General features: G+C 74.2%; 2 protein-coding genes. Both read right to left on the bottom strand.

What is annotated here, in order from left to right:
• Positions 1-46 precede the first annotated feature (46 nt).
• A complete protein-coding gene (locus ND748_RS25015) occupies positions 47-1,579 on the bottom strand; it encodes an NAD(P)/FAD-dependent oxidoreductase (protein WP_374216027.1) in 1,533 nt (510 codons plus the stop codon).
• A 271-nt stretch (positions 1,580-1,850) separates the two neighbouring features.
• Positions 1,851-4,977 (bottom strand): FtsK/SpoIIIE domain-containing protein (locus ND748_RS25010; protein ID WP_251748459.1); only part of this gene is annotated, 3,127 nt, incomplete at its 5' end.

The raw sequence follows: 4,977 nt of genomic DNA, 5'->3' as shown, positions 1-4,977 counted from the left end.
CCATGGGCCGGGGCCGGACGCCGGACGGCCGGGCGCTGGCCCCGGCTTATCGTCCCCCCACGCCGCCCACCGCGCGGCCCGGTTGCGCCTGCGGGTCGCCCAGGCCGGCTTCGACGCCCGCCTGCCCCGGCGCCGTGACGAGGTAGATCCCGGTCTGCTCGGTGGCGTCGATCGTGGGTGGTCGCCCGTCGGCGAAGCCGAGCTGCACGATCTGGTGCGGGATGACCAGGTCCAGCGCCCAGTCCGTGAGCACCCTGACCCGGTTGGACCCGTTGTTCAACGCATAGGCGTGGTACGCCCGGGTGACCACGGCCGCCGGCAGGCCATGCAGGGTCAGGCCCAGCGGGTTGGCCACCGCGTCCCGCCCGCCCAGATCGACGACGAATCCGAGGTCGCGGTGCCGGTACGGCCGGGCGGCGCCGTAGCCCAGGGACGCCGCCACGTTGCGGGCGGCGGCCACGGCCTGGCGCACGGCATGCTGGGCGGTCTGACCGGCGGGGGCGCCCGAACGGGTCACGTCCGGCACCGCGGCGGCGTCGCCCAGCGCGAACAGGCCCTCCACCTCGGGGACGCGGAAGCAGTCGTCGACGACGAGACGCCCGTGCGTGGTCGGCAGGCCCAACCTGGCCACGAGCGGGCTCGGGGACACCCCCGCGCACCAGATCACCGTGTGAGTAGCGATCGTCTCCTGCTGGTCGGGGGTCTCCGCCCGGCCCAGCCGGACGGTACGCTCGGTAACCTCGCTCACCGACGTTCGCAGCCGCAGCTCAACGCCGCGGTCGGCCAGCACGTCGGCGGCCCGGCGGCCGAGCGCCGGCGCCAGCTCGTGCAGCAGGCTCGGCGCGTGGTCGACGAGCACCCAGCGAACATCCTCGGCCCGCACCCGCGGGTAGTTCGCCACCGCCCGCCGGCTGAAGCGGGTCATCTGCGCGGCGAGCTCCGTGCCGGTGTACCCACCGCCGACGATCACGAAGGTGCACAGGGCGCGCCGGCGGCCCTCGTCGGTGGCGGCGTCCGCCCGCTCGAACTGCCGCAGCACGTGGTCGCGCAGGTGGACGGCCTCGGCGAGGTTCTTCAGACCGATCGCGTGCTCACGCACCCCGGGGATGTCGAAGGTCCGCGTGACGGAGCCGGGGGCCAGCACGAGCCGATCCCAGCCCAGCTCGTCGACCGTGCCGTCGCTACCGTGCACGGTCACCGTGCGGGCCCGGGTGTCGACCGCCACCGCATGGCCCAGACGCAGCACGGTGCGGCGCAGCGCCCCCCGGGTGGCCACCGCCAGGTGCCGCGGTTCCACCGAGCTCGCGCAGACCTGCGGTATCAGAGAGGTGTAGAGCAGGTGGTCCACCGGGGAGACCACGGTGAGCTCCGCCGCCGACGCCGGCAGCAGACTCTCCAGCCGCCGCAGCAGCCGTAGGCCGGCGAACCCGCTGCCCACCACGACCACCCGCGCCGCTGCCGTGCCGGACCCGGCGTCGGTCCCGGCGGCGCCGGATGAGGAGGTCACCCGATCGGACGCCCTGCCGGCGCGCAGGAATCGACGCAGGGGCGCCGGCGACGACGACGTTGATGCGGGCACGTTCCACCTCCGGAAGCCGCACAAGGCGGTAGTGGTCGGGCGGCGCCAGGGCGCGGGTGCGCAGAGGCACGAGGAGATGCGGACCGCGCCAGCCACCTTTCCCTGCGTGCCCGGCCGTGCGGCCAGGCAACCACCGGTCGTAGGTTCGTCGTCCCATACCCGAGCACCCCTGATGATCAAGTTGGTGAGACGCTGTCAACACCGTTGATTATCTTGCTTCCGGTCGAAGCCGAAGACGAAAAAAGTTGCCCTGGGCCATCGGGGTGCTGGTTCAGGTCTGGACGAATCGGGTGCCGCCCGCGGAGAGCAGGAAGCCTCGGCCGCGGCCTGGTCCGCTCGGCGGGTAGGTGAGGTACCGGCCGCTGACGGGGTCGGACTCGCCGGGTTCCGGTTCGAGTACGAGGCGGGTCGGCGCCGTCTTGAGCCGGCTCGCGGTCCAGGTGTAGTCGGCCGTGCGCAGCTCGCCGACGCGGGCCGTCGCGACCAGCCGGACGCGGGGGTGACGCTCCTGCAGGAAGGCGTTCAGGCTGTCGCCGAGCCGGGTCACGTCGTCGATGAGCAGCAGGGTGGGCCGCTGCTCGTTCGCGGCCCGCTGGGCGAGGGTCACCGCGGTGTCGAGCTCACGCACCCGGTCCGCGGCCGGGCAGCCGGCGAGCGGCGAGTCGGCGGCGGCCGCCGCGTAGATCGCCACGGCGTCACCCAGGCTGGCCCGGGTGAGTTCGGCGAGCCGGCGCAGCAGCGTGCTCTTGCCGCAGCGGGGCGGCCCGTACACCAGGGCCGGGCTGTCTTCCGCCAGATCAAGGCACACCTGCCCGACCGCGCCGTCCTGGGTGGTGAGGCCCACCGGGATCACCAGCACGTCGTGGTCCAGGCGGGCGCCCCCGTCCGCGGTGAGCTCGTCCGGCTCGATCGTTGCCGGCAGGACCCGGATGCGTCTGGGTAGGGACGCGGCGCGGGCACCGTCCGCCCCGGCCCACCGCGGCGACTGACCCGGCCCGCCGGCGCCGCCGAGCAGGGCTGCGGGCACCTCGCTGGGCAACGCTCCGGGCATGGACTCGTGCATGGACTCGCGCGTGGACTCGCGCGTGGACTCGCGCGTGGTCCCGGCCGGGGATACAGGGTCGGGGGTGGCTACCTGGACCTCCATCACCAGGTCGTTGCCGGTGGTCCACAGGCCCCGGCCGGGCACACCGCGGGGGATCGAGCGCCGTTCGATGTCGAGGTCGGCGTAGGCGTTGCGATCCGGTAGGCGCAGGATGAGCCGCTGCGGCGCCCGGGCGGCGACCTCGTTGCGCACCCGGGTGCCGACGACGGACGCGGCGACGGCCACCTTCGACGCGGGCCCCGCGCCGATCACCGCGGCGAAGTCCGCCAGCACCGCCATCCCCTGTTTGGAGCTGACGGCTTCGTGCGCGTTCATGAAGCCACCCAGGTTGTCGATCAGCAGGATGGACTGGGCTTCGGCCGCTCGGGCCGCCGCGTCCAGCGCCCCCAGCCGGGCGATCCGGGCCCGTAGGTAGGCCAGCAGGTTCACCTGCCGCTCAAGCTCGTCGCCGACGATGACGTTGCCGGCGCAGTGCGGCAGCCCGGCGAGTCCCTGCAGGTCACCGCCGGCGAAGTCCAGCGCGTACAGGTGCAGCTCGGCCGGGGACAGCGAGGCGGTGAGACCGGTGGCAAGAACGGTCAGCGCGGTGGTGGCACCGGCGCCCGCAGCGCCGAAGACGAGCAGGTTGCCGGCGTCGAGATGCCAGGCGACCGCGGGCTGGCGGGCGTGCTCGGACTCGTCCGGGCGGTCCGCGCGGGCGAAGTACGCCGCGAGCCCGGCGGGGCGCCCGGGGATCACCTCCCCCGCCCGGGCCTGGGCCACGACCTCGTCCCGGGTCAGCGCGGCGGGCAGCGCCGGCGGCCAGACGTCCGCGACGGGCCGTAGCTGGCGCCGGTCCAGCGCCGACCGGTAGGCGCGCCGGACTCCGGCGATCAACGCGCCCAGCTCGGTCCGCTCCCCGGCCTCGGCGTTCTCGTCGTCCCTGGCACCGGCGCCGTGCGGCAGGTCGTCCACCTGCCACCAGGGCTCGTCCAGGGCCGCGACGCCCGCCAGCTCCGCGCCGCCGGACGTCGACGTGACGATGCCTGCGACGGGAACGGAAACGGGGGCGGGGGCGGGGACGGAAGCGGGGACGGGGACGGGGACGGGACGCAGTGTGAAAGGTTCGAGGCGGACCGCGTCGTCCTCGGACGCTTCGACGGAGCCGGACGGGTAGCCGGCCTGGAAGGCGAACACCTGGTTGTCGACCCGGGCCAGTCCGCGGCCGGGCACGGTGAACCGGGCGGCGTCCGGCAGGTCGATGAGGCGCACCGAGTCCTCGACGTCAAGGAGCTTGAGGGTCATCCGCAGCTGGGTGTTGCGCTTGATCTCGTCGTAGTTGCGCACCGAGGCGGGGCTCTGCGTGGCGAACAGCAGGTGCACGCCGAGGGAGCGGCCCCGCTTCGTCAGGTCGATGACGGTCTGCAGCTCGTCGGGGAGCTCGTCGGCGAGGATCTGGAACTCGTCGATGATGACGATCAGCCGGGGCAGCTCACCGGCGATCTGCTCGATCTTCGCCGCGCCGCGGGCGAACAGCAGCCGTTCGCGGCGCAGCAGCTCGGTGCGCAGGTAGCGCAGCGCCCGCTCGGCCTCGTGCAGGTCGGTGTCGCTGACCAGGCCGACGCAGTGCGGGAGCCGGGTGAGCTCCTGCAGGGACGTGCCGCCCTTGAAGTCGAACAGCCCGATGATCACCTCGTCGGGTGAGTATCGTGCGGCGAGGCCGGCCACGATCATCTTCAGCAGCTCACTCTTGCCGGATCCGGTCGCGCCGCCCAGTAGCCCGTGCGGGCCATGGCGGACGATGTCGAGCTCGAACGGCCTGTCCTCGCCGACGCCCACCGCGATCGCGAGGCTGCCGGGGTCGCGGGCGGCGGACCAGTGCGCGCGGATGGCCTCGGCAAGCTGGTCGGACGGCTGCGCCAGGTCGAATGGGACGAGGTCGGACAGCCGGACCCCGACGGGCAGCGGCGCGTCCCGATGGGCCACGAGCGGGTCGTCGAGCCGCGCAAGCATCCGCGCGCAGCGGTGGGCGTCGTCGGCGTCGAGCGCCGCCGGGCTCGCGCCGGGTACGACCCGGCCGGTCCTGGCGTCGGCCTGCGTGACGGTGCCGTCGGGGCCGAACTCGACCAGGGTGGTGGTCAGGTTGGGGGGCGGGCCGTCGACGACGATCGCCGACGCGTCGGCGGCGAGCGCGCGGCGGAAGGCAAGGCTGGACCCGGGCCGCAGCCGCGGGCCGTCGACGATCAGCAGGGTCCGGACCGCCTGCACCCGTTCGGGGGACGCGGCGGCCTGCAGGCTGAACGCGGGACCCCCG

Source organism: Frankia sp. AiPs1, assembly GCF_023716945.1.
In the GTDB taxonomy this organism is placed as follows: domain Bacteria; phylum Actinomycetota; class Actinomycetes; order Frankiales; family Frankiaceae; genus Frankia.
This window is presented reverse-complemented; position numbering and strand designations above follow the sequence as displayed.